This window comes from Microvirga sp. RSM25, from assembly GCF_044784385.1.
GTDB classification, from domain to species: domain Bacteria; phylum Pseudomonadota; class Alphaproteobacteria; order Rhizobiales; family Beijerinckiaceae; genus Microvirga; species Microvirga tunisiensis.
On record NZ_CP173039.1, the window covers coordinates 3,711,083 to 3,735,874 of the forward strand.

Here is a 24,792-nt window from a genome sequence, read left to right on the forward strand (position 1 = left end):
GCCACGAGCGCTCTCTTTCGTGGCGCACTCAGGCCTGAAGGAGCAGCAATCGGATCAGGTTAAGCAGTCTTTCAGGACGAACCGGCTTTTCGACGAAATAGGCGCCCTCCGGCAAATCCCCGGGTGCGGGGGCCACGCGTCCGGATGCGATCACAACACCGATATCCTGCCGATCATCACGCACTTTGCGGGCCAGCTCGAAGCCATTGATGCTCCCGCGTGGCATTTCCACGTCCGTGACGACCACCTGGACGTCGGGAGCGGCCGCGAGAATATGGAGCGCCTCGTCCGCGTGAGCCGCCTCCATGACCTTGAAGCCAGCATCATCCAGCACGTCGACCAGCATCATGCGGACAAGAGCTTCGTCCTCGACAACGAGAATGAGCGCGCGAATGTCAGGTTTCTTCTCAGCCATGTCGGGTGGAATGGGGATCAATCCTCTTCGTTCCTAAGGCCACGATTATATTCGGCGGGTGCGACGCATGGCTTCAATCCGCGTCATCACCTGTTGCGCCATCTCAATTGGGTTCTGGCGCTACTGGCACGCCTCCGGAAACGAGATCGTCACCGTCAACCCGGCATCGCTGCGCACGTCGATCTCCCCCTGATCTGCTGAATGAGGGACCGAACAAGGCCATAGCCGAGCGATCCTTGCCGCAGGCTCGACATTCCGATCCCATCATCCTGGACGACCAGTTCAATCCAGCCCGGCTGGCAGCGGCGCGCCTGGACGAGGATCGTCCCTGACCGTGGTGCCGGGAAAGCATACTTGACGGCGTTGGTGATGAGTTCCGTCAGCACGATGCCCAGCGGAACCGCTGTATCGGCATCCACCAGGATCCCATCCTCCATCACCGCCTCAAGGCGGATGCGATCGTCATTTTCCGTGATCGGCCTCAGCGCCCCGCATAGGTCTGCCACGTACACAGAAACGTCGACGCGTTGAGCCTTCTCCGACTTGCTGAGAAGGTCGTGCACCCGCGCCATGGCGTTGAGACGATCCTGAGCCTCTTCGAACAGAGCCCTGACCGCCGGGTCCCGCTGCCGTCGGCCCTGGATTGCCAAGAGGGAGGCTGCAATAGCAAGGCTGTTCTTGGCACGGTGGTTGACCTCGACCAGCAGCATCTCCCGCTCGGTGACCAGAGCTGATAGCCTAGTGTTGAGGGCTTCCAACTCCCGGGTTCGGGCCGCCACTCGGGCTTCCAGTTCCAAAGTCAGCGCACGAAGGTCCTCTTCAGCGTCGTAGCGTCGGGTGATGTCGAGGTAGGAGAGGAAGTGATTGGTGACGGTGCCTTGGCCGTCATCCACGGGGCTGGCGAACAGCATCGCCCGAAAGGGAGTGCCGTCCTTGCGATACTGAAGGATCTCCAGGGTTTCGTCCCGCTCCTCCAGGATCGCGACCTCATAACGCCGGATAGCCTCAGGGTCGGTGCCTGCGCCATTCATGAAGTGCGGGTCCTGCCCAAGCAGCTCGTCCATGCTGTAGCCGGACAGGTCGAGGAACGCCCCGTTGGCAAAAACGATGGGATTGCCCGGCAGGGTAGCGTCAGTCACGAGCATTGGCATGCGGGTCCGGCGAACGGCTTCGACGAACAGGCCACCTTGCTGTCGGACAGCCTCGATGTGGCGTTCGGCGACGGTTCGCTCGGGGGTGTCCGCCTTGTTCTCCTGAAACTCGTTCATGGCCACTCCGGTGTGATGGGGATGCGGTGGCAGGCTGGCAGGTGTTTGGCGGATGCCCGGTCTAGCTCACTGACGCGCCTTTCGGGCGGCATAGCGGGCATCGCGGGCTGCCTTTTGCTCAGCTTCCAGAGCAACCTGACGCTTGGCACTCTGGGCTCGCTCGACAACCTCGTTTGCTTCCTGAGCCAGGCGCTGCTCCTGTTCGGCCGCCTGGCGCGCCTCCCGCTCTGCTGCCTCGCGAGCCTGCTCAGCGACCTTGGCGGTCTCGCGTTCGGCCAGCCGCGCCTCACGGGCGGTGCTGACAGCCTGTCGTGCTGCCCTGCGCTCGGCCACAGCCGGATCGTCGGCACCCGGCTTTGCCCGGACGCGCTCCAGCATGGCCTTGCGCGCGTTCTCGGCGGTGCTCAGCCGATCGCTAAATCCCTTATCGCGGAAACCACTCATGCTCTGATCTCGTGCTCTCGAACGGCACGTTCCGTCGCACCTGATCTGATCCGGTACGAGACTTCCCCGGTCTCGTCGGCTGGCATGAGGCGCGTCACCTCATAGATGCCACTGCCAGTGGCGCGGCTGTCAGAAACCGGCGCACGGACAAGGCGCACTATCTGTCGGATCTTGTATTTGTGAAACATGCTGATTCTCCAGTGCGGACCGCAAAGGCAGCACCACGCGTGCAAACAAAAAGCCGCTCCCTGGGGAGCGGCCTCAATGGCTCAGTGCGGATAAGCCTGCACCGAAGAGACTGGCTTTATGCCGTCTCGATGTTGTTGACGGCAATCTTGCCAGAGCGGCGATCCTCCGCCGTGTCGAAGGCAACCTTCTGGCCTTCGACCAGGCCGCGCATGCCGGCGCGCTCAAGAGCGGTGGCATGGACGAACACGTCCTTGCTGCCGTTGCTCGGTTGGATGAAGCCGAAGCCTTTTTGATCGTTGTAGAACTTAACGGTGCCGATGTTCATGGGAGTATCCTTGGGTATGTGTGAGTGCACGTGAGCTTGAGGTCGCGCAACAATGCGGCCCTGTGCTTGGGTTCGTCGATGTTTGGGGAGAGTGTCTGAACGTGCGCCTGGCAAAGCCACAAGCGAAACGGCCCGATTGTTCGGCCAAAGTCGATAAGCTGAATATGGGGCTTCCATGCCGGATTGCAAGGTTAAATGGGAAACATACCCTCCTCACAACCTGTAGCGAGGCCGGGGCCCTCTCAAGATTGCCACCGAGATTGACATGTCGGCTGACGAGCACCTGAGCTCATCTGAGGCAATTCATAGGGAAGAAGGGGGCAACGCCGACCTAGATCACGCTGGCGTGGTTGACCACGCAGAAGCCGTGGATCGTTCCGGTCCCGGATACACGCAGCATCGATTACCTGAATGAGAACCTGGGAGCGCTCGACGTCGAACTGACGCCTGAAGATGTGCGGGAGATCGACACGGCTCTTTCCGCCATCACGGTGTGCGGTGGGCGCACGATCCCACCGCAAATGGAGCTGGTTGATACGTCACCTAGGATGTGGCCAGTCGTCACCTTGCTGGGCCCCATGATGCGCTCAGCAGGGTGGATACTCCGGTCCGCTCCTTGGTAAGACAGATCCCATCCTCTAAGTCAGCATCGGGTCAATAGGAGGAGATCGGCGCAAAGCAAGGAACGTCCTGATTGCCTCGATAGGCTGCCTTCCCGAGAACTTGGTAAGAATGCCCAGTCTTGGTTTTCCATACCTCGTTTCGGCCAAGCTTCATTGCGGGGGCTTCGTTTCAGGAGCACTGCAATGCAAGACAACATCGCTGACCATACTTGCCGAACTTCAGCCCCGTGGAACCGAGGCAAGCTGATCGGACCCAAGCCGCCTCTCAAGGCAAAGGAGATCTGGTCCATTCGGGTCAGACTCCAGGTTGCTCACCGCATTCGGGATTTGGCCCTGTTCAACCTGGCGCTCGACAGCAAGCTGCGCGCCTGTGACCTGGTTGCGCTCCGGGTCGACGATGTGGCGCTCAGTGGCCGTGTACGATCCCGGGCGATGGTGATGCAGCGGAAGACAGGACGGCCTGTTCAGTTCGAAATCACCGAGCAGACCCGAGAGGCTGTCGGGCGATGGCTCGAGAAGAAGAACCTGCATAAAGGCGAGCCACTGTTTCCAAGCAGGATCAATCGGCAAAGGCCCATGACGACGCGCCAGTACGCTCGCCTGCTCGGATCCTGCTCCGCGCGAATGGACTCGATCCTCTCGCCTATGGCACGCACTCACTGCGATGGACCAAAGCATCGATGATCTACCGAAGAACAGGCAATCTCCGGGCCGTTCAGTTCCTACTGGGCCACACCAAGATTGAGAGCACAGTCCGGTATTTCGGCATCGATGTCGATGATGCACTTGTAATTGCTGAGCAGGTTGAAAGCTAAACGCTGAGACGGCTCGTTAGCGAGCCGTCTCAGCGCCTCCTGATTGTTCAGGGGGAATGTCTGGATTGAAGTTTAAGCCGCCGCAAGACAAACGATCGGCGAGTGCCTAGCGCAGACCTTGGTGAAGGATATAAACACTAAAGCGCTTTTGGGATCAGTGTAGGGCATAGCCGGCGTGCCTGATCCAGCCTCGGGCATCCTTTGCGGTGATGGTGTCGAGGGCTGGTTTGAGTTCCGCTTCCAAAGCTTCAAGAGTGCGAGGCGCTTTCGCCTTGAGCCGCTCTTTCATCTTGGCCCAGGCGGGCTCGATCGGGTTGAACTCGGGCGAGTAGCGCGGCAAGTACAAAAGCCCGATCCCGGCCTGCGCGAGCAGGTTTCGCACTTCTGTGGCCCGATGCGGGCGCAGGTTGTCCAACACCAGAATGGCATCGGGTTTCACCAGCCGGAGTTTCGGCACCAGCACCTGCTCGAGATAAGCCAGCAGCACGGAGGTCGAGGTCGACGCCTCGATGCTCATCGTGGCCACCAGGCCCTCACAGGCGAGTGCGCCTAAGACCGTCAGCCGCTGCCATGAGCCGAGCGGGATCGACCCATAGGCGCGTTGCCCGCGTGGAGCTCTTGCCTGGGTGCGAGCCATCTTGGTCGTCACGCCGCTTTCATCCAGGAACACCAAGCGTTCTACGGGCAGCTCGCTCATCTGCTGGCGGTAAGCCTCACGCTCGGCGGCAATCTCGGGCCGCTCCTGCTCGGCCGCCCGAAGGGTCTTTTTTCGGACGCAGCTTGAGGCGCTTGAGCGCCTCGCAGATCACCGCCAGACACACCGTCACGCCCGTTCTCTCGGCCAGGCGCTCGCGATACTCGCGCAGCAGCGCATCATTGTCCTCGGACACGAGCTGACGCAGCACCTCCAGAGCTGCTGCATCCAGGCGCGAGGGCACGCCGCCGCTGTGCGGCTTGGGGCAGCGTCGGCCGTCCTCACGCTCTTGGCGGCGCCAGTTTGACACGGTAGCGGGGCAGACCTGGAAGCGGCGGGCAATCTCAACCTGAGGAAGATCGCCCCGCTCGCAGGCGACCAGAACACGCTCACGCAGATCAGGAGAATAGGGCTGGGGCATGGCTTGCCTCCCGGGCCATATCCCAGTCAACGCACAGCCCACCCGAAGGGATTCAAGTCCAGATCAAAAGCGCTTTAGGCTGTTGGCGAGAAACTCCCTAATGGCTGAGCCGACGCCCTATTAACCGCATGGGTTGTGCGAACAACAGGGATGTCGCTGGGCGCTGCACAATCGGACATGGACCCGGCTGTATCCGGAATTGCCAAGCCGATGCCCTCAACGGTCAAGCAAAAGCCCACAATCGGGTCACATTGGAGGCAGCCGGGAGTCTGATCCATGAGGTTGCTGAAGGAACCGCTCCTGCATTTCGTCATGCTGGGCGGACTGATGTTTGCGGCCTATTCCGCCTTCGGGACCGCTCGGCAGGAGCCGCAGCCCGTCATCCGCATGAGCGCCGCCGATGCCGAATGGCTGAGGGCGATGTGGACGCGCCAGTGGCGCCGCCCGCCGACCGACGAGGAACTCACGGGTCTCGTCGCGGATCATCTCAAGGAAGAGGTACTCGCCCGCGAGGCGCGGGTGCTGGAGCTCGACGTTGGCGATACCATCGTCCGCCGCCGGCTGGCGCAGAAGATGGCCTTCCTGCTCGACGATACGATCCGCACCACCGAACTACCCGAACCCGAGCTGCACGTGCTCTACGAGATGCGCCCGGATCTCGTCGGCACACCAGCGCGGGTGTCCTTCACGCAGGTCTTCTTCCGCCACGAGGATGGGGACGGCCGCGCCCGAGCCAGCCTCGTGGCCCTGTCCGATGCTGCTGCAACTCCCGGCGAAGAGGGAGATCGCCTCCTGCTCGGCGACACGTTCGCGGACCAGGACGAGCCGGCGCTCACCAACCTGTTCGGTGCCGCGTTCGCGCAGGCTGTCCTGGCTCTCCCGGTCGGGCGCTGGTCAGGGCCTATCGAATCCGGGTATGGGCTGCATCTGGTGAAGGTCACGGCCGTGTCGCCGCCTCAGGCGCGTCCGTTTGCGCAGGTCCGCGAACGCTTGGCGGAGGAATGGCGCCGCGAGCGGCAGGAGAAGGCCCAGGCGCAGCTTTTTCAGGGCCTGATGCGCAAGTACCAGGTTGTCGTCGATCCGTCCGTGCGCCCATGGCTTGGACCCCTCGCCAGCCAGGTGGAGGTCCGGCCATGAGGTGGCTCCCGATCCTCGTGGCCCTGGCGTCGCTGCTGGTGCCGCTCCCGGGCCACGCGCACGAGGTCAGGCCTGCCTACCTCGACCTGAGGGAGGAGCGACCTGGCGAGTTCAGTGTGCTCTGGAAGACGCCGATGCTCGGCGAGATGCGCCTAGCCCTGGATCCCGTCTTCTCCGGTCCGGTCGAGGCCCTGACCCCTATGGCTGCCCGGACGACGGGTGATGCCGCCGTGCAGACCTGGCGCGTGAGGGCGGAGAGCCTGCGCGGGCAGACCCTGCGCATCGTCGGCTTGGAGAACACCCTGACCGACGTGCTCGTCCGCGTCGCCTTCCTGGATGGCAGCTCGTGGGTTGAGCGCCTGTCGCCTCGACAGTCTGGATCCGTCATTCCCATGCGGCAGGGTGCCTGGGGCGTTGCGGGCACGTATTTCGGCCTCGGGGTTGAGCACATCCTGACGGGCATCGATCACCTGTTGTTCGTACTGGCCCTGCTGCTTCTGACGAAGGGGACGTGGCGCCTGGTGAAGACGGTGACGGCGTTCACGGTCGCGCACAGCATCACGCTCGGGCTGGCAACGCTGGGCATCGTCCATGTGTCCTCGAGACCCGTCGAGGCGGTGATTGCACTGAGCATCGTGTTCGTGGCGGCCGAGATCGTGCAGGCGCGACGGGGCCGCTCAGGGCTCGCGGCGCAGATGCCGTGGATCGTCGCCTTCATCTTCGGCCTGCTGCATGGGTTCGGCTTCGCCGGGGCGCTGAGTGAGATCGGCCTGCCGGAGGGTCACATCCCGGTGGCGCTCCTGTTCTTCAATCTCGGCGTCGAGGTGGGTCAGTTGCTATTCGTCGCCGCCGTGCTCGCCCTCGTGGCCGGCACCCGCCGCATTCCGATGGTGTGGCCGCGCTGGGCCGGACTGGTGCCGCCCTATGCCATCGGCAGTCTGGCGATGTTCTGGGTGATCCAGCGCGTCGCCGCATTTTGATCATCGCCTCACGGCCGACGTCCGGAGGCAGAAACAAGATCGTGTCGGCAGGTCGGGCCGATGCGGGATGAACAACGGGAGGACGCCCATGGCCAGGAAAGATGTCAAACGCTCGATCGTGACCGGCTTGATGGCACTCGGTCTCATCTCATCGGCCTGGGCCCAGGACGTCGGCTCTCCGTCCAAGGAGGAAATCGAGAAGGCGCTGCCGAAGCCACCCTATTCACCCTATGTCAACCGCGACTTTCCCACGCGACCCTTCTTCGGCGACACGCATCTCCACACCTCGTTCTCTATGGATGCAGGCGCCTTCGGGGCGCGGCTCGGGCCGAAGGAGGCCTACCGCTTCGCCAGGGGCGAGCAGATGACCGCCTCCAGCGGGCAGCCGGTGAAGCTCTCGCGACCGCTCGACTTCCTCGTGGTCGCGGACCATTCCGACAACATGGGCTTCTTTCCGGACCTGTTCGCGGGCAAGCCCGAGGTGCTCGCCGACCCGACAGGACGCCAGTGGTACGACCTGATTCAGTCCGGCCGGGGCGCGGAGGCTGCCCTCCAGATCATCAGCGCCTTCTCGCAGGGGACGTTCCCCAAGGATCTCATGTACATGCCCGGGACGCGGCCCTATCGCGGCGCCTGGCAGGAGACGATTGCCGCCGCCGAGCAGTACAACGAGCCGGGCCGCTTCACCGCGTTCATCGGCTACGAATGGACCTCGAACACCGGCGGTAACAACCTGCACCGCAACGTCATCTTCCGCGACAATGGCGACAGAGCGAGCCAGGTCGAGCCGTTCACGGTGTATCCGCCTCTCGGGAGCGACAACCCGGAAGATCTCTGGAAGTGGATGCAAGCCTACGAGCAGAAGACCGGCGGCAGCGTGCTCGCCATCGCGCACAACGGCAATCTCAGCAACGGCCTGATGTTCCCCGTCGTCGAGGCCTTCGGCAAGAAGATCGACCGGGCCTATGCCGAGCAGCGGACACGATGGGAACGGCTCTACGAGACCACGCAGACCAAGGGCGATGGCGAGGCGCATCCGTTCCTGTCGCCGAACGACGAGTTCGCCAACTTCGAGCGCTGGGACTTTGGCAATCTCGACGCCAGCGTCGCAAAGACCAGGGAGATGCTCGAATTCGAGTATGCCCGCTCAGCGCTGAAGAACGGCCTCAAGCTCGGACAGACGCTGGGCGTGAATCCCTACAAGTTCGGCCTCGTTGGCAGCAGCGACGCACACACGGGTCTCGCCGCGATGGAAGAGGACAACTTCTTCGGCAAGACCACGCCGCAGGAGCCCAGCCCGGAGCGCATGCTCGCCACCTTCATGAACAACCCAAAGACCGGCATCAAGATCATGGACTGGCAGGTCTCCTCCTCCGGGTATGCCGCCGTATGGGCCAAGGAGAACACGCGTGCCTCGCTGTGGGATGCCATGCAGCGCCGGGAGACCTATGGCACGACCGGGCCGCGCATGATCGTGCGGTTCTTCGGCGGCTGGGACTTCGTCGCGCAGGACGCCAACAGCCGTCTTCCCGCCTACACGGGCTATACCAAGGGCGTGCCCATGGGTGGCGAGCTGCGGGCACCGCCGCAGGGCAAGTCACCCACCTTCCTGGTGGCAGCACTGAAGGATCCGCTCGGGGCGAACCTCGACCGCTACCAGATCGTCAAGGGCTGGCTCACCCGAGATGGCAAGTTGGAAGAGAAGATCTATGACGTCGCCTGGGCCGATGCTGAGCGACGCAGGCCCGGAGGTGACGGCAAGCTGCCTCCGGTCGGCGACACCGTCGACGTGGCGAACGCCACCTGGACGAACACGATCGGAACACCCGAACTGGCGACGGTCTGGACCGACCCGGACTTCGACCCGAGCCAGCCTGCCTTCTACTACGGCCGGGTGATCGAGATCCCGACGCCGCGCTGGACCGCCTACGACGCGAAGCGGTTCGGGACCACGCCTCTGCCCGGCACCGTCATGACTATCACGGAGCGCGCCTACACCTCCCCGATCTGGTACACACCGGGATGATCGATCCGGGAACATTCAGCGGCTGCAATCATGCCCCTTCACGGGATTAAGGGCATAAGGGACCTTCAATGCACTGCCCTGGCGGAACGACTGCTTAGGGTCATAAGCGGTCCTCCCGTCCCATGGTCACCCGTTGGCGATCGGATAACAGCAGCGGGGCGTCCTTTACGGGGACGAGAGGAAGGAGCGGACCATGACGCTCGTCGCCTTCGGGTTCTCCTCCATGAGCCAATGGCCTGAATCGGGAATGATCCCTTCGGTCACGTCGCTGGCGGCAAACCGCATCACGGTCGCCATCATCGGGCCAAACGACTTCTCGCCCCCAATCGCCAGCACCGGCATCCCGAGCTTGCCCTTGGCAGCAAGGAAGGCCTTGTTGTCGACGGCATCCTGATCGAACGCGGCGAACTGAGCAAACCCTGAGTGCATGGCGCCCGGCAGGGCGTACAGCTTGGCATAGTGCTCGCGTGCGGCCTCGGAGAAGCGGCTGGGCACGGCCGAGAACTCGTTCCAGAAGCGATCGAGATAGATGCGCTCGCGACCTTCGACGAGGCGTTCCATGTCGGGCCCTCCAAACCGGAAATGCCACAACAGCGGGTTCTTCAGGATCTCTTCCCACGGGCCGATGCCCGGCACCGGAGCATCAATCAGAACAAACCGCCTCACGCGCTCCGGGTGCTGGATGGCGAAGGCGTAGCCGACCATGTTGCCGATGTCGTGAGTGACCAGATCGGCGCGATCGATCTTGAGCGCGTCGAGAACGCCTGCCACGTCGCCGGCTTGCGTCTTCTTGTCAAACCCTGTTTCCGGCTTGGAGGAAAGCCCCAAGCCGCGCAGATCCGGAACCACGACCGTATGATCACGGACAAGATCCTCGGCCAGAGGCGCCCACATGTCGCCGGTTTCGCCATAGCCGTGCAGCAGAACCACGGCCGGGCCCGTGCCGCCGACGCGGACATGGATCGTCGCGCCGTTGGCTGCGATCTCCTGCGTCCGGATTTCGGCCGGGAACTGGCCCTGCGCAGCGGCCGGCAGCGCGATGGCCGCGGCTCCGAGAGCCATGATTACGAACCTGAGCATCTGTCATCTCCGATCAACGGGAGAGCTTGAGCCGCGATTGCCGTCCGCGCTTCTCCGTTAAGGCGGAGATAGCATTGGGGCATCTTCCGGATTAGGCTCCAAAAGGCGAAACTGGCCTCCGGGAAATCCGAACGATGATGAAACTCGACGGCATCGCGACCTTCGTCGCCGTTGCGGAAGCCGGCTCGATCAGCGAGGCCGCGCGCCGGCTGAGACTGTCGAAGTCCGTGGTCAGCGACCGATTGGTCGAACTCGAGCGCAGCCTTGGCGTACGGCTCGTGCATCGGAGCACGCGCAGGCTGAGCCTGACGGAGGATGGGATCACCTTCCGCGAGAGAGCGTCCCGCATTGCCCATGAGGTCGAGGAAGCGATGGCGGAAATGGCCCAGCGCAGCGGCACTCTGGTCGGACCGTTGCGCATCTCCGCGCCCGTCACGTTCGGCCGACTGCATCTCGGGCCGGCGGTTTATCCATTTCTCGCCAAGCATTCCGACATCGAGTTGACGCTCGATCTCGACGACCGGCGGGTGGATGTGTCCGCAGAGGGTTATGATGCCGTGGTGCGGCACGGTCCGCTCATGGATTCACGGCTGGTAGCCTGGCGGCTTGCACCAAGTCGGCGGGTTCTCGTCGCTTCGCCGGATTACCTGGCGCGGCATGGCACGCCTGGCACGGCAGGTGACCTCGAGGGCCATCGCGGAATCTTCTATACCAACCGGGGCCTCGATGACTGGCGGTTCCCGGGCCCAGCCGGAGCAGTGAATGTACGCGGTCGGGCGGCCTTGCGCGTGAACAACGGCGACATGATGCGGGACGCCGCGCTGTCCGGGATCGGCATTGCCCTGCTGCCGACCTTCATTGTCGGTTCCGACATCGCGAGCGGCCGTCTTCGAGTCATCGATGTGGGAGTCCGGCCCGCGCCTGAGTTCATCTATGTTGCCCATCTGGAGGGACGACGGCCTTCGGCCAAGTTGAGAGCTTTTGCCGATTGCTTACGAGAGGCCTTCGGAGAGCCGCCCTATTGGGAGCCTTGAACAGGCCTCCCTTCGCAGGCTCGACACTGCCGTCACACGTGGGCCGGGCGTTTGGCAGCGCTTCGATGCATCGGCGGGTCCGCCTCGTGCCAACCCGGGGCACTCTTCGGTCAAGTCACTCTTCGGTTAAGTCACTCTTCGGTTACGTTGACGATGCCCAAGGCCGAGCGGCGGCTGCAAGGGTCTCGGCTAGGATGGGTGTGTTTCCTGGCCGATATGGTAAAACTGGACCTTGGCCACGATACTGGCTGAGGGCTCGTCGGCTGATGATCCACTTCATCCTGTCCCTGCGCTGGATCACCCTCGTCGCTGCTCTTGGGGCGGCGCTCGGTGCCATGCTGATGTTTTTCGAGGGCTGCCTGAAATTGGCCTATGCCCTGGAGATGGTGCTTCAGCCGGGCGCCGACACCGGAACATCGGTCATCGCCACAGTGATGCAGGCCACGGATGCGTTCCTGTTCGGCCTCGTCCTGATCGTGTTCGCCTATGCGATCACCTTCGGCTTTGCCTTTCGGCTCCCCGCCGGCCTGCGTACCAAGGCGCCGCTGTGGATGCGGGTTGAGGGGCTCGGGGAAATCAAGATCACCCTGATCCAGGTGGTGCTGGTCTACCTGGTGGTGGATTTCGTCACCGACGTGGTGGAGATCGAGACGCGCATCACCTGGGAGATGCTCGTGAAACCGGCTGCCATCGTGTTGATCGCGGGAGCCCTTCGTCTGCTTGGCTCCGCACTCCCGGATGACCAGCCGGGTCGTTCCGAGCAGCCTGGGCGAGCATCCGAGACGGCCCAACGACATGCCGAGAACTGATCTCAGACCCGACCACGAACGTTCGCGCTCACCGTGCCGCCCGATCTCAGGATGGTCCGGAGCGTGTCGAGAGCGGACAATGGCCAGGGAGGCTCGAAGCCGTTCGGATAACGTCCGCCCCGTGCCGGAAGCAGTCGCTCAACACACTGGAGGGAGAGGCCTTTCACAGCGTGAGCACAGAGGTCCGATCCTCATGGTGCCGTCACCACGATGGCTGAGCAGGAAGTGCGTTCATCGCACCTGTAGCTGTGCGGCGCAGCGGAGTCGAAATAGATCGCGTCGCCCTCATCGAGGACAAAGTCGCTCCCGGAGATGCTGAGCGTGAGCCGTCCCTTGAGCACGTAGACCAGTTCCGCGCCATTGTGCTTGTGCGACTTCGATTCCTTCGACCGGGCCGGAAATTCCGCAAAGAAGGCCTGCAGCTTGCGGTCGGTGACGGGGAAATCGAGACTTTCGAAAAAGTAGGACGCCACATCCTCGCCGGGCCGGTCCGGCAAGCGCAATCGCTCGGACTTGCGCACCACGGCGACCTTGGGTCGGTCCGGAGGCTCGGCGAAGAAATGGTCGAGCCCGACGCCGAACACCAGAGCAATGCGCAGCAGCGTCGGCAGCGTCGGGATGAGTTGCCCACGCTCGATCTTGGAGAGCATTGCCGGCGAGAGGCCCGTGTGTTCCCCGAGTTGCACAAGGCCGAGCTTCTTGCCCTGGCGCAGCGCTCGAATCTTGGCGCCTATCGCGTATTGCCCCAGCCCGGCCGTCAGCGTCTCCGAGAGCATTTTGCGCCTCCATTTTCTCCTGGATCAATTCAGGATCAGATATTCTACTGTAGTGATAAACTATGTTCATGTCACGATAAAGTGAGTATCATGAAAAACATTTTTCATCATAAGAGATAACTAGAGGCCATGTGATGGTTCTCCACGGCCGCCAAGGGGCGACCGATCCCCGTCCAAGGAGCATGAACGATGAAATTCGAGATCAAGAATTTGACGATCGCAACGATTGCGGCCCTGGGCATCGTGGCAGGCGGCGCAGGTGCCCGCGCGGCCGACCAGGATATCGTCGAAACGGCCGTTGCGGCCGGCCAGTTCAAGACCCTTGCGGCCGCTTTGAACGAGGCCGGTCTCGTCTCCACCCTCAAGGGCTCGGGGCCCTTCACGGTCTTTGCCCCCACGGATGCGGCTTTCGCCAAGCTGCCCGCTGGAACGGTGGAGAACCTGCTGAAGCCGGAAAACAAGGACAAGCTTACGGCGATCCTGACCTATCACGTCGTCCCGGGACGGGTGATGGCAGCCGACGTCGCCAAGCTTCAGACAGCAAAGACGGTGAACGGGAAGATGCTGAACGTCACCACGAAAGGCTCGGGCGTCACGGTCAACGACGCTAATGTCACGCGGGCCGATATCGCGACCTCGAATGGAGTCATCCATGTCGTCGATACCGTGATCCTTCCGCCGAACAACTGATCCTGCGGCTTGGAGCGCCGGTCGGGCGCTCCAAGCTTCTCTTCTGGCATTGCGGTGCCGTGATGGCCTGGTTCGTTACGGCTGTCAGGATGCAAACCATTGAACCACAAGTTCATGCCGTAAAGATCGGATGATCGCGATGCGTCCAGGCGGCTCAAGCTCTTTGCTCTTGAACAGTCTCGAACGACCTGCTCGGGCGCTTGTGATCGGCGCATCCGGCGGCATCGGGGCCGCCGTCACAGACCTTCTTGCGTCCGAAGGATTCGAAACCGTTCACGCACTCTCCCGCTCGGGGTTCGATCGGAGCTTGGCGGGTGTCCGGGAGGGGCGGATCGACATCGAGAACGAGGCGAGCATTGCCGCCGCAACCGCGCCGCTTGTTGAGGGCGCTCCCCTGCGCTTCATCCTGGTGGCGACAGGCCTCCTCCACGACACCACGCTCCAGCCCGAGAAGACCTATCGAACTCTGAGTCCGGAGCATCTCGCCCGGAGCTTCCGGATCAATGCGATTGGTCCGGCGCTCGTGGCCAAGCATGTGCTTCCCCTCGTGCCGAAAGCGGGCAAGAGCATCTTCGCGGTCCTGTCTGCGCGCGTCGGCAGCATCGAGGACAACGGTCTCGGGGGCTGGTACGGCTACCGGGCGTCGAAGGCAGCCCTGAACCAATTCGTGCGAACCCTTGCGATCGAGCTCAGTCGCCAGAAACCCGAAGCCGTATGTGTCGCCCTTCACCCTGGAACGGTCGATACGGCTCTGAGCCAGCCCTTTCAGGCTGGCGGCAAGAAGGTGTTCCCGCCGACGTCTTCTGCCGAGCGACTTCTGGCTGTTACGGATGCCCTGACGGCGGCGCACTCTGGTCAATTCTTTGCCTGGGATGGCCAGAGAATACCCTTTTAACAGAGAACATGAAGTCAATTTTGCACAACCTCCGAGGCCGCCTTCGGGTCGAAAGCGGAGATGGCCAAGGAGGCTCAAAGGTCTGCCAATACACTCAGCTCCGGACCTTGACGGTCTTGTCTCAAATCCCCCGCCATCCTTGAACCACCATTCCCGCATCTCCCAGCCATAGCCTTCCTCGTTCTTGTCCGTGAGTTGAACCAGCACAGCCCACGGTCGCTCTCCTCATCAAGAACCATCAACCCCATTCTCGGACGACTATCATGCCGCGGCTCAACCCCGCCTATGTTAAGGACTAGGCCACACATCGTTGAATGACCATTCGCCGGGGGGTATGAAAGCGCTCTTGATCCCATGGGTGTCCGGCCATTTCGCAATTGACCTTCCGCCCCAATCGGAAAGCGAAAGCTATGACCCTCGACATCTCGTTCCAGTCCATGCGCGTGCTCATCGACGGCCATGACACCGACGGCAAGCTCGTCCTCGCAAACAACCAGCTTGCCGCCGTGTTCGTCCGCCTCGATAGTCAGAGCCATGAACCTGAGCATCAAGGGCGGTGACACCTGGAAGCCGGGTTCGGCAAGTGCGACATTCGGGACGCGCCCCTGTTCAAGACACCCGACGAAGCCGGGACTTGGGTTGAACGAATCCTGACGGGAAAGGCCTCCTAGCCAACTCCTGAAGGACTACGCTGCGCATCAAAGTCCCCTCCCCTCTTGGCTTGTCGATACCGCTCAGAAACGAACGTTTGTGAGCGGTCTGAGCAGACGAGATCCTGGGATAAAGGCTGCCGTCGATCCAAGAGAAGAAATTCGGGCGATTTCAGCATTGTGCCATGAGGGAACCTTCCAAAACCCTACTCGGATCAGAGAATTGGACCATCCTTCAGGGTCTCGCTCTATTGATCGTTAACTGCGCTGTTGCGTCATCCGCCGCAACACCCGTGACACGTCCTCGACGGCATACGGCTTGTGCAGCAGCTCAAAACCGTGCCGACCATCCTCTGCCAACACGTGGCTGTAGCCAGACGTTAACACCAGTGGAAGGTTTGGGTAGCGCTGCCGGATTTCCCGCCCAAGTTCCACCCCGCTCATTCCCGGCATGACCACGTCCGAGAACACCACGTCAAACTGGCTCGCATCATCATCGAGCAGCTTAAGAGCCTCGGCCGCATTCGCCGCCCAGGTTGTTTCGTAGCCGAGGTCCTGGAGAAGCTGGGTCGAGAATCGGCCCACCTCGATGTTGTCCTCGACCACCAGCACCCGGCACCCGCGACCGTCCTCCTCTTGGCTGTTCCCGAGCCCGCGTCTCGCGGCACCATCCCGTTCAACGTCCCGCTCGACCTTCGGCAGATAGAGAGTAAAGGTCGTGCCCTTCCCGAGCTCACTTTCGACAGCGATATCGCCGCCGGACTGCTTGGCGAAGCCATAGACCTGACTCAGGCCCAGGCCGGTGCCCTTGCCGACTTCCTTTGTGGTGAAGAATGGCTCGAAGATCTGACCGAGCTGATTGGCAGGGATACCGGATCCGGTATCCCTGATCGACACCGCCACAAACTTGCCAGGACTGCCCGCATGCCCTCGGATCGATGGCATCTCCGCCAGGGCATTGATGTACACCGTCAAGGTACCTTCCCCGTTCATAGCGTCGCGGGCGTTCACCGCCATGTTCACGAGCGCCGTCTCGAACTGAACGACGTCCGCCTCGACGAAGCACGGATCGCAAGCGGCGTCAGTCTCGATCCGGATGCGGCTTCCCACGATGGTGCGCAGCATGTCGATCACAGCCTGGATCCGCTCCGGCACGTCGAACACCTCAGGCTTGAGCGCCTGCCGCCGCGCAAAGGCCAGCAATTGGCCAGTGAGCCTGGCGGCCCGATCCACGGTGCCCGTAATCGCATCGATGTACCGGCGTCGACGGTCCTCCGGCAGGTTGGGCCGCCGCAGGAACTCGACCGACGAGCGGATGATGGTGAGTAGGTTGTTGAAATCGTGCGCCACGCCGCCGGTGAGCTGGCCCACAGCCTCCAGCTTCTGCGACTGGCGCAAGGCCGCTTCGGTCCTTTCCCGTTCGGCGACGGCATGGCTCACGCGACTTTCCAGTTCCTCATTCAGCCGGCGCAGGGCCGCTTCCGCCTCCTTACGGTCGTTAATATCGATAACGAACTCGACTGCCCCATTGCCGACCTTGCGCGGCGCGAACAGGCCCCACCAACGCGAGCCGTCCTTGCGGAAGTACTGCTTTTCGTATGGGGTGGCCTCGCCTAGCGTCATGACCTGTTCGACGGCCCGCCAGGACCCTGGATGGAACTCCTCGGGTGTCAGCTCCTGCCATGTCTTGCCAAGCGCCTCCTCGCGGCTGAAGCCAGTCATCGCCAGGAAGGCGTCGTTCACCTCAATCAGTTCGAAGTCCTCGCCCCAGAACAGCACCCCGACCGTGCTGATGGCAAAGGCGGTGCGAAGGCGCTCCTCGCTCCGGCGCAGCGCTTCCTCGGCGCACATCCGCTCGCTGACGTCGCGGTAGAAGGCGGCCACTCCACCGGGCACCGGATATATGCGCAGAGCCAGCCAGCTGTCGTATCGGATGCCTGTATCCTGGTAGTGATGGATGAGCTCGACCGGCACGCGCTCAGTCATGGCCCGGCGGTAAGCGGCCTCGACCGGGGTGCCGAGCGAGGCGGGAAACGCCTCCCAATGGGTCTTGCCGAGAAGCTCGTTCTCGGGCCGGCCGTCGAGCCGCAAGCCCTCGGCATTGATCTCGGTGATGCGGTACTCCTCGTCGAGAACGAGGAAGCCCTCGCCCATCGCCGCCAGCACGCTCGTGTAGCGGGCATTGCTCGCGTCAATGGCGGTCCGGGCGCGGTGCGCCTCGGTGACGTCGTGGCCCTCGCAGAAGATGCCGGTGACCTGACCGGCATCATCCCGTACGGGCTCATAGATGAAGTCGAGGAAGCGCTCCTCTAGGACCGCACCAGGCGAGGGTAGAAAACGGATCGGCAGATGATGAGCGACGAAGCGCTCGCCGGTGGCGTAGACTTGGTCAAGTCGCTCGAAGAAGCCTTGTCCTTCGAGCTCAGGGAAGCTCTCGCGCACATTCCTGCCGACGAAGTCACGCTCGCCAAACAGGCGCCTGTAGGCCTGGTTGACAAACTCGAAGGTGTGCTCCGGTTGGGTGAGGATGGCCACGAAGCCGGGCGCCTGCTCGAACAGTCGTCGCTGGCGCTCGGTCTCGGCCGCAAGGCGTCGCTCTGCCATGATCTGGCCCGTGGTCTCGGTGCAGGGGCAGAAGAAGCCGGCAATGGTCCCGCTCTCATCGCGGACGGGCGTGTAAGAGAAAGAGAAGTGTGTCTCCTCCGGGTAGCCGCGACGTTCCATCATGAGGGTGATGTCGTCCATGTGAACAGGCTCGCCCGCATAAGCCAGCTGGACGATGGGCAGGAGATCGGGACGGATCTCCTGCCAGACCTCCAGGAAGTCGCGACCCAGGGCGACTGGATGCTTGCGCGCCAGGATCTCGGAATAGGCATCGTTGTAGAGCAACGTGCGATCCGAGCCCCATGCGATGAACATCGGCTGGTTGGATCCAAGCATGACCCCAACGAGGGTTTTGAGACCGAACGGCCAGCCCTCCGGTGAGCCGAGCGGCGTCGCCCTCCAATCGTGGGCGCGGATGAGGGCTCCCATTCCCCCGCCACCCGAAAGAAAGTCCAGTCTGGTATTCGTTCCAAACTTACCGTGCATCGCGTTTAGTCTCGTTACAACGCCTCATGACTAGCAGACTGTGGCCCCGACCCGGGGGTAGGCATGGCGTTTGACATGACTCCGAAGGAAGGAACTGTGAGATAGGTTCCCAATGGGCAGCCGTAAAGGCGACAGCGCTTTCTGGACTGACTATGGAAGCCATGTTACCCAGCCATCCCACGAATGATCCGCACGACATCCGTCATGCGGTAAGGCTTGGGCACGAATCGCGCGTCCGGTACCTCGCCGCTGAACCCGGGCGGCAGGGCACCGGAAGAGACCACGACATGGACGTGCGGGTATGTCCTTCGGACCAGACGGGCTAGGTCGAAGCCGTTGAGCGTCCCGGGCATCGTGATGTCCGTAAACACCGCGCCAATGTCGCGTCTGGCTTCCAACAGGGTCACTGCGTAGTCGGCGGATGAGGCCTCAAGCACCTCGAAGCCCTCTTCCTTGAGAGAATCCACCGCCATGGCGCGAACTGAGGGATCGTCCTCGACAACAAGGACAAGAAGGGATGAGGAACTGGATGCACGCATGGGGGGTGGGAAATAGCCTTGGTGGGGGGACGATCAAGACACGGGTTGAGACCATTTCGGCCAGTGTTTCCTAACCCAGGGAGCTAGCGCATCGTGCCGTCGCAGACTTGCTGCCATCTAGGCCTGGATCATTTGGGACGATGGTCGCGGTTCGCTAACCGAGACTCCTGACGCCCATTCGGCAAGGAACGGTAGGACGCCCGTTGCGGTGAGCAGCGCGGTGCCCTAGATCGCATTCCGCCGTCAAGCCCATCCGGCCGCGATCAGGCCAGCCTTGCCCAGTCCCCACCCGGAATCCCTATGCACGATGGAAACCTACGCTCAGCCCCTACCAACCGCGACTTCCTCACGGGCGGCGGGGAGATGGGTGCTCGCATGCGTTCGCACCACTGGTCGGGATCGCCTCTGGGAGACCCCGAGGCGTGGCCGCGGCCGCTGCGGATGCTCGTGCGGATGATCCTGAACGCCAAGCAGCCCATGTTCATTGCATGGGGTCCGGATCTCGCCTTCCTCTACAACGACGACTACATCCCAATTTTCGGTGCCAAGCATCCCGATGCGCTCGGGCGCCCCTTCGCCGGGGTCTGGTCCGATATCTGGCAGCAGATCAGACCACTGGTCGACCAGACCCTCTCCGGGCAAGCAAGTTGGCATGAGGACCTGCTGATCCCGATGGAGCGGAATGGGTATCGTGAGGATGCTTGGTTCAGCTTCTCCTACAATCCCGTCTGGGACGACACTGGGGCAGTTGCCGGCATGTTCTGTGCTGCGGCGGAGACAACCGGCAAGGTTCTCGGCCAGCGTGCGCTGCAGGAGAGCGAGGAGCGCGTCCGAGGCGTGCTCGACGGCATGGACGAGGCCTTCATCCTGCTCGACCGGGAGTTCCGCATCCTCAGGATCAATCCGGCCGGGTTGAGGCTGGATACGAGGCCCGAGGCAGAAATCGTTGGACGCATCCATTGGGAGGTCTGGCCGAACACCGAGAACTCGCCGTTGGGTAAGTTCTACAAACGGGCCATGGCCGCGCGCGTGCCGGCCACGTTCGAGAACCGGTACACGTGGCCTGACGGACGGGAGGCCTGGACCGAAATCCGAGCCTATCCGGCTCCTGATGGCCTGGCGGTCTTCTACCGTGACATCACCGAGCGCAAGCATGCGGAGGCCCAGCTTCGTGAGGCAGAGGACCACTATCGCCACACGGTCGAGCTCAACCCGCAGGTCACGTGGACCGCTCGCCCTGACGGCCAACTCGATCGTGTCGCCCAGCGCTGGCAGGACTGGACCGGCACCACGGGGTTGGGGGAGACATGGGCGCAGGCGATGCACCCGGACGATCTGGATCCATCCTTGACGGCGTGGGCCCACGCCGTTTCGACCGGGGAGCCCTACGATATCGAGCATCGCGCCCGCCTGCGTGATGGCACCTACCGCTGGATGCACTCGCGCGCCCTTCCCCGGCGCGGTCCGGACGGGGAGATCGTCGAGTGGTACGGCACTACCGAAGACATCCATGAACGGCGGGCCAGTCAGGAGGCGCTGCGGGAGGAAACCCGCGCCCTGGAGATCCTCAACACGGCCCTTTCCGCCGCGGCGTCGGAGCACGATCTCGAGCGGCTCGTCCAGCGTGTGACGGACGCGGGCGTGGAGCTCACCGGAGCCCAGTTCGGCGCGTTCTTCTACAACGTGCAGAACGAGGCCGGTGAGAGCTACATGCTCTACTCGATCTCGGGCGTTCCGCGCGAGGCGTTCTCGAAATTCCCGATGCCCCGCAACACGAAGGTGTTCGCACCGACGTTCAACGGTGAGCGTATTGTTCGATCGGACGATATCACCCAGGACGCGGCTTACGGACACTCCGAACCGCATCGGGGCATGCCGGAGGGACACCTGCCGGTCCGCAGCTACTTGGCCGTGCCTGTGACTTCCCGGTCCGGTGAGGTGATCGGTGGTCTGTTCTTCGGTCATGCGCAGCCGGGCATGTTCCACAAGCGCTCGGAGCGGCTCATCTCGGGGCTTGCCGCAGGAGCGGCCGTGGCCATCGACAATGCCCGACTGTTCCAGAAGGCACAACGGGAGATCGAGGAGCGCCGGCGCGCCGAGGAAGCGCTGCGGCGCCTGAACGAGACCCTGGAGGCCGAGGTCGAGGAGCGCACCCGGGAACGGGATCAGATCTGGCAGCTCAGCACCGACCTGATGGACGTATGCCGCTCGGACGGGACGCTCATTGCCGTCAACCCGGCGTGGACGACGATGCTCGGGTGGTCGGAAGAGGAGTTGCTCGCCAGCAACTATCTTGGGCTCATCCATCCCGATGATGTCGATGACACGATTGCGGAGCTTGCGAGCCTCGATCAGGGTGCTCAAACCTTCCGGTTCGAGAACCGCTTCCGCGCCAGAGACGGCGGCTACCGTCTGATTTCGTGGACGGCGGTGCCCAAGGAGGGACTGTTCTACGCCATCGGCCGCGACATCACAGCAGAGCGAGCTGCGGCGGACGCGCTGCGTCAGACCGAAGAGGCCCTGCGGCAGTCACAGAAGATGGAGGCGGTGGGCCAGCTCACCGGCGGCATCGCGCACGACTTCAACAACCTGCTGACCGGGATCGTAGGCTCCCTCGACATGCTGCGGACCCGCGTCACACAGGGGCGTCTCGAGACCGTCGACCGCTACATCACGGCGGCAACGACGTCCGCCAACCGTGCCGCGGCCCTGACGCACCGTCTGCTCGCCTTTGCCCGCCGGCAGCCGCTCGACCCGAGGCCTGTGCAGGCGAACGCACTGGTCGCTTCCTTAGAGGACCTGTTCCGGCGCACTGTCGGCGAGACGGTGACATTGGAGGTCGTGCTCGCGGGAGGTCTCTGGCCGACGCTCTGCGATCCCAACCAACTGGAGAGCGCGCTTCTCAACCTCGTCATCAACGCCCGCGATGCCATGCCGGACGGTGGCAAGCTCACGATCGAGACCTGCAACGCCCACCTGGACGAAGCCTACATTGCGGCGCAGCGGGATGTGAGGCCTGGCCAATACGTCTGCATCTGCGTGACCGACACCGGTACCGGGATGCCGCCGGACGTGATCGGGCGCGCGTTCGATCCGTTCTTCACGACGAAGCCTATCGGTCAGGGAACCGGGCTGGGGCTGTCGATGGTCTACGGGTTCGCCCGCCAGTCGGAGGGGCACGCGAAGATCTACAGCGAGGTGGGTCAGGGCTCCACGATCAAGATCTACCTGCCGCGCTACCGCGGCGAAACGGACGCAGAAATCGAGGCCTCGACACTTGCAGAGGCGCCCCGCGCCGAGTCCGGCGAGACCGTGCTGGTGGTCGAGGACGAGCCGGTGGTGCGCAGCCTGGTCATCGATGTGCTGGAGGACCTCGGCTACCGGACGCTGGAGGCGGCGGACGGACCGGAGGGGCTGAGAATCCTCCAGTCTCGGCGGCGCATCGACCTCTTGATTACCGACGTGGGTCTGCCGGGATTGAACGGGCGCCAGCTCGCCGACGCCGCCCGGGAACGCCGCCGCGACCTCAAGGTGCTGTTCATCACGGGCTATGCCGAGAATGCCACCCTGGCGGCGGGCTTTTTGGAACCCGGCATGCAGATGATCACGAAGCCGTTTGCCGTCGATGCGCTTGCGCAGAGGATCCGGTCGATCATCCGAGACGAATGATCCGGATGAAGGAATCCGGCGCGGTCAGGCGACGCCGGCGTCGAGCCGAGATGTAGGCGTTGCGAGATGTAGGCGTTGAAAGTCTGCGCTGGATCAAAAGCTGAAGTGAACCGCGGATCGAGAATGTCTGCATACGGAGCCTTCGCGGCCGGATGCCGACTTCCTGATTGCATTTCTGCGCTTCAAGGCCCCCTCCCCATGTGATTCGTCTCTCTAGGCCACTCACAAACGATCGTTTGTGAGTGGCTTGGGGAGACGAGATCGTGGCGTGACGGCCAGTTTTGATACGAGAGCATAGATTCGGGTGACTTCAGTTTTGTGCTAAAAGCGGTCGGTTGGATTGCTCCTGCCACCCATAGTCACTACTCCAAAGCATGGCAGAGTGCGAAGCCGTGGCAGCCAACGCGCCGGAATGCGCTTGGCAGTGCCCTTGTTCAATTACACGGCGTGGCTGCTCAAGGTGGAGCCCGAGGTCTCACCAATCTGCGACAAGCGACCTGAGGTGAGCCAAATCCTCCTTCAGGTACGGAATGACGTCGTCACCCATACGCTGTGGCTTGCCCGCTGGGTCGCTATACTCAGCGGGGAGGCACAAGGTACCGGCGAAGCCGATCTTCTTCAGGCAGTCGACGAACTCCCGCCACGAGTATCCTCCGTGCCGATGCGTCGTCCATTTGACCTTGTACACCGCCTCATCCTCCGGTCCGTTGACCCGGGCGTGATAGGCGTTCTTGAAGTTAACCTGGTGACTGAGCCTGTCTTTGATGATGTCGACGGCCATCGCGGTCGGCTCGCCATCAACGGCGCAGTGGGCCATGTCGAGCACCGCGCAAATATGTCGTGGGTCGTACTGCTCAATCAGGTGGAGCAGTCCAACAGCGCTCCCGACAAAGCAACCATAGTGGTTCTGGACACCAATCGTGACACCGTGACGGTCCAGAGCCGGGAGCAATGCGTCAAACTGGCGACGATAATTCTCAATCGATCGAATATAGCCAATACTGAGATCAATCGGCGCCATGATGCGGATGAGCGGTATGCCGTTGTCGCCACATGCCGCTATGATTGCTTCGTCTACCGTGCTTGCGATACTGGTGATCTTGAGCCCGCTTGTGCTCAACACACGGGTTGCGTCTGCCAAGCCGGCTGCCCCGTTCTCGGGTGTCACCTGGTAGCCCGGTCGGACGGGAAGCTCAATGCCATCCAAGCCCAGAGCCGCCACCTTGTCAGCCACGATTGGTAAAGGCTCGGTCCAGGGCTTCGTGAATACAGAGATCGGATGCTTCGCCATGGAATAGACCTTTTGGTGCAACGAAATTGACTGGCCGTTGCTGCCGGCTTCAGCCTTTGAGGCCCGACGTCGCAATGCCTTCGATCAGCCGGCGCTGAAAGATGAAAAACACGACGAACAGTGGCACTAGCGAGAGCAGCGACATGGCCAGCAACGGCCCCCATGATGACGCGCCTTTCGACGACATGAGAAGGCTCAGCCCCTGCGGTACAGTGTATAGATCCATCGAGGTGAGATACACCAAAGGCGACAGGAAGTCCTCATAGGTCCAGATGAATGAAAATACTGCTGTGGTCACCAGTGCTGGCGTCAGAAGCGGCAGGATGATTGACCAGTAGATGCGAATTGGACCCGCACCGTCTATGACGGCCGCCTCATCCAGCTCGCGCGGAATGCCTCGGATGAACTGGACCAAAAGAAAAATGAAGAAGGAGTCCACCGCCAAGAACTTCGGCACGGTGAGCGGCAGGAAGGTATTCACCCAACCGAGGTTATAGAACAGCGCATATTGCGGGATCAGCGTCGCATGCAGAGGCAGCATGATCGTGAGCATCATCAACGCAAACAGCGTCCTTTTGAAGACGAAGTTCAGCCTGGCGAACGCATAGGCAACCATACTGCATGCCATTACGTTGCCGACGACGGCTAGGCCGGAGATAATGAAGGAATTCAGGAAGAAGGTCGAGAACGGCAGAGCCGCGCCGCGCCACCCATCGACATAGTTTTGCAGCCGGACTTTGGACGGCCATAGGCTCAGATCAGAAAAGATCAGATTGGCTGGCTTCAATGAACTGCTCGCCAGCCAGAGCAGCGGATAGATCATCACCAGAGCGCCAAGGATCAGAAAACCATGAATGATGACACTGCGCCAACGGGTAGGTGGCTTCCTCATTACACGAGTAAGCATGGAAGCAGTGGTCATGACAGCATCC

General features: G+C 62.4%; 23 protein-coding genes and 1 pseudogene. 11 read left to right on the plus strand and 13 right to left on the minus strand.

Features of this window, described 5'->3' with window-relative positions:
• Positions 1-28: 28 nt before the first annotated feature.
• From ACD578_RS17725 to ACD578_RS17745, 5 genes are all read right to left on the minus strand, one after another.
• Positions 29-436, minus strand: a complete 408-nt coding sequence (locus ACD578_RS17725) for a response regulator (RefSeq protein WP_404287070.1) — start codon at positions 434-436, stop codon at positions 29-31.
• Positions 437-570: 134 nt separating this feature from the next.
• Positions 571-1,683 carry a histidine kinase dimerization/phosphoacceptor domain -containing protein gene (locus ACD578_RS17730; RefSeq protein WP_404287072.1) on the minus strand — a complete coding sequence of 371 codons (1,113 nt, stop codon included), beginning with the start codon at positions 1,681-1,683 and terminating at the stop codon, positions 571-573.
• A gap of 66 nt (positions 1,684-1,749) precedes the next feature.
• On the minus strand, positions 1,750-2,127 hold the full coding sequence (locus ACD578_RS17735) for a DUF6481 family protein (protein ID WP_404287074.1): 378 nt from the start codon (positions 2,125-2,127) through the stop codon (positions 1,750-1,752).
• Positions 2,124-2,315, minus strand: a complete 192-nt coding sequence (locus tag ACD578_RS17740) for a hypothetical protein (protein ID WP_404287076.1) — start codon at positions 2,313-2,315, stop codon at positions 2,124-2,126. Before ACD578_RS17740 ends, ACD578_RS17735 begins: the two co-directional genes overlap by 4 nt.
• A 116-nt stretch (positions 2,316-2,431) precedes the next feature.
• Entirely contained in the window at positions 2,432-2,641 is a 210-nt protein-coding gene (locus ACD578_RS17745) for a cold-shock protein (protein WP_404287078.1), read from the minus strand.
• 341 nt (positions 2,642-2,982) lie between these two features.
• On the opposite strand from ACD578_RS17745, the gene ACD578_RS17750 reads away from it, so the two are divergent.
• Together ACD578_RS17750 and ACD578_RS17755 are read left to right on the plus strand one after the other, a co-directional pair.
• Positions 2,983-3,264 (plus strand): aldo/keto reductase, encoded by a 282-nt coding sequence (locus tag ACD578_RS17750; RefSeq protein ID WP_404293926.1) that lies wholly within the window; start codon positions 2,983-2,985, stop codon positions 3,262-3,264.
• A 183-nt stretch (positions 3,265-3,447) separates the two neighbouring features.
• Positions 3,448-4,079, plus strand: a pseudogene (locus ACD578_RS17755) (tyrosine-type recombinase/integrase).
• Between the two features lie 154 nt (positions 4,080-4,233).
• Here the strand turns inward: ACD578_RS17755 and ACD578_RS17760 are convergent.
• On the minus strand, positions 4,234-4,809 hold the full coding sequence (locus ACD578_RS17760) for an IS630 family transposase (protein ID WP_404293928.1): 576 nt from the start codon (positions 4,807-4,809) through the stop codon (positions 4,234-4,236).
• A complete protein-coding gene (locus tag ACD578_RS17765) occupies positions 4,793-5,194 on the minus strand; it encodes a helix-turn-helix domain-containing protein (RefSeq protein WP_404287080.1) in 402 nt (133 codons plus the stop codon). The genes ACD578_RS17760 and ACD578_RS17765 overlap by 17 nt, the downstream gene beginning before the upstream one ends.
• A 276-nt stretch (positions 5,195-5,470) precedes the next feature.
• Here ACD578_RS17765 and ACD578_RS17770 point away from each other — a divergent pair, with 276 nt between their 5' ends.
• From ACD578_RS17770 to ACD578_RS17780, 3 genes are all read left to right on the plus strand, one after another.
• The gene (locus tag ACD578_RS17770) at positions 5,471-6,331 is read left to right on the plus strand and encodes a peptidyl-prolyl cis-trans isomerase (protein WP_404287082.1); all 861 of its coding nucleotides are present in this window, start codon (positions 5,471-5,473) and stop codon (positions 6,329-6,331) included.
• Positions 6,328-7,311, plus strand: a complete 984-nt coding sequence (locus tag ACD578_RS17775; protein WP_404287084.1) for a HupE/UreJ family protein — start codon at positions 6,328-6,330, stop codon at positions 7,309-7,311. The genes ACD578_RS17770 and ACD578_RS17775 overlap by 4 nt, the downstream gene beginning before the upstream one ends.
• Before the next feature lie 88 nt (positions 7,312-7,399).
• Positions 7,400-9,337: a DUF3604 domain-containing protein gene (locus ACD578_RS17780; protein ID WP_404287086.1), complete on the plus strand. Its 1,938-nt coding sequence runs from the start codon at positions 7,400-7,402 to the stop codon at positions 9,335-9,337.
• 165 nt (positions 9,338-9,502) lie between these two features.
• Here the strand turns inward: ACD578_RS17780 and ACD578_RS17785 are convergent, their stop codons facing one another.
• Complete coding sequence (locus tag ACD578_RS17785; protein WP_404287088.1) at positions 9,503-10,417, minus strand: alpha/beta fold hydrolase; 915 nt, start codon at positions 10,415-10,417, stop codon at positions 9,503-9,505.
• A 134-nt stretch (positions 10,418-10,551) separates the two neighbouring features.
• Between ACD578_RS17785 and ACD578_RS17790 the strand changes: the two genes are divergently transcribed.
• The gene (locus ACD578_RS17790) at positions 10,552-11,451 is read left to right on the plus strand and encodes a LysR family transcriptional regulator (protein WP_404287090.1); all 900 of its coding nucleotides are present in this window, start codon (positions 10,552-10,554) and stop codon (positions 11,449-11,451) included.
• A 266-nt stretch (positions 11,452-11,717) separates the two neighbouring features.
• Positions 11,718-12,260 carry a YqhA family protein gene (locus ACD578_RS17795; RefSeq protein WP_162003519.1) on the plus strand — a complete coding sequence of 181 codons (543 nt, stop codon included), beginning with the start codon at positions 11,718-11,720 and terminating at the stop codon, positions 12,258-12,260.
• 191 nt (positions 12,261-12,451) lie between these two features.
• On the opposite strand, the gene ACD578_RS17800 is transcribed toward ACD578_RS17795, so the two are convergent.
• Positions 12,452-13,036, minus strand: coding sequence for a helix-turn-helix domain-containing protein (locus ACD578_RS17800; protein ID WP_404287092.1), 585 nt, complete (start codon positions 13,034-13,036; stop codon positions 12,452-12,454).
• Positions 13,037-13,225: 189 nt separating this feature from the next.
• Here ACD578_RS17800 and ACD578_RS17805 point away from each other — a divergent pair, with 189 nt between their 5' ends.
• The 3 genes from ACD578_RS17805 to ACD578_RS17815 all read left to right on the plus strand — a co-directional run bounded on the left by ACD578_RS17805 (position 13,226) and on the right by ACD578_RS17815 (position 15,181).
• The gene (locus ACD578_RS17805; protein WP_404287094.1) at positions 13,226-13,726 is read left to right on the plus strand and encodes a fasciclin domain-containing protein; all 501 of its coding nucleotides are present in this window, start codon (positions 13,226-13,228) and stop codon (positions 13,724-13,726) included.
• 169 nt (positions 13,727-13,895) lie between these two features.
• A complete protein-coding gene (locus ACD578_RS17810) occupies positions 13,896-14,621 on the plus strand; it encodes an SDR family NAD(P)-dependent oxidoreductase (protein WP_404287096.1) in 726 nt (241 codons plus the stop codon).
• A 410-nt stretch (positions 14,622-15,031) separates the two neighbouring features.
• Positions 15,032-15,181: a hypothetical protein gene (locus tag ACD578_RS17815; RefSeq protein WP_404287098.1), complete on the plus strand. Its 150-nt coding sequence runs from the start codon at positions 15,032-15,034 to the stop codon at positions 15,179-15,181.
• A gap of 348 nt (positions 15,182-15,529) precedes the next feature.
• On the opposite strand, the gene ACD578_RS17820 is transcribed toward ACD578_RS17815, so the two are convergent.
• Together ACD578_RS17820 and ACD578_RS17825 are read right to left on the minus strand one after the other, a co-directional pair.
• Entirely contained in the window at positions 15,530-18,304 is a 2,775-nt protein-coding gene (locus ACD578_RS17820; RefSeq protein ID WP_404287100.1) for a PAS domain-containing protein, read from the minus strand.
• A 221-nt stretch (positions 18,305-18,525) separates the two neighbouring features.
• Positions 18,526-18,900, minus strand: coding sequence for a response regulator (locus ACD578_RS17825; RefSeq protein ID WP_404287102.1), 375 nt, complete (start codon positions 18,898-18,900; stop codon positions 18,526-18,528).
• Positions 18,901-19,200: 300 nt separating this feature from the next.
• Between ACD578_RS17825 and ACD578_RS17830 the strand changes: the two genes are divergently transcribed.
• Positions 19,201-22,569, plus strand: coding sequence for a PAS domain-containing protein (locus tag ACD578_RS17830; protein WP_404287104.1), 3,369 nt, complete (start codon positions 19,201-19,203; stop codon positions 22,567-22,569).
• Positions 22,570-23,044: 475 nt separating this feature from the next.
• Here the strand turns inward: ACD578_RS17830 and ACD578_RS17835 are convergent, their stop codons facing one another.
• Both ACD578_RS17835 and ACD578_RS17840 read right to left on the minus strand, forming a co-directional pair.
• Positions 23,045-23,860: a sugar phosphate isomerase/epimerase family protein gene (locus ACD578_RS17835; protein ID WP_404287106.1), complete on the minus strand. Its 816-nt coding sequence runs from the start codon at positions 23,858-23,860 to the stop codon at positions 23,045-23,047.
• 49 nt (positions 23,861-23,909) lie between these two features.
• Positions 23,910-24,782 (minus strand): carbohydrate ABC transporter permease, encoded by an 873-nt coding sequence (locus ACD578_RS17840; RefSeq protein WP_404287108.1) that lies wholly within the window; start codon positions 24,780-24,782, stop codon positions 23,910-23,912.
• Positions 24,783-24,792 lie beyond the last annotated feature (10 nt).